The following is a 386-nucleotide window of genomic DNA, read 5'->3' on the forward strand; positions in this document are numbered from 1 at the left end:
TCGACCCGCGTGTGGTCGACGGCACGAGCTGGATCACCGGCGCCAACGAGCGCGGCGTGCACGTGTCCGGCCTCGTCGCCGGCCGTGACTTCGTGGCCGACGGTGTCGTCGAGGTCTCCGACGTCCGCGCGGGTGACCCGTCGCCGGACGGCTCCGGCCCCCTCGAGACCGCGCGCGGCATGGAGATCGGGCACGTCTTCCAGCTCGGCCGCAAGTACGCCGAGGCGCTCGGTCTCAAGGTGCAGGACGAGAACGGCAAGCTCGCGACGGTCACGATGGGCTCGTACGGCATCGGCGTGACCCGCATCCTCGCGATCCTGGCCGAGTCCCACAACGACGAGAAGGGCCTGGTCTGGCCGAAGAACGTCGCGCCGTTCGACGTGCAC

General features: G+C 70.7%; 1 protein-coding gene. It reads left to right on the forward strand.

Annotated features, from left to right (window positions below):
- A partial coding sequence (locus BIU91_RS14845) for an aminoacyl--tRNA ligase-related protein (protein WP_366556900.1) occupies positions 1-386 on the forward strand: 386 nt, incomplete at both ends.

Source organism: Curtobacterium sp. MMLR14_002, assembly GCF_001864975.1.
GTDB lineage: Bacteria > Actinomycetota > Actinomycetes > Actinomycetales > Microbacteriaceae > Curtobacterium > Curtobacterium flaccumfaciens.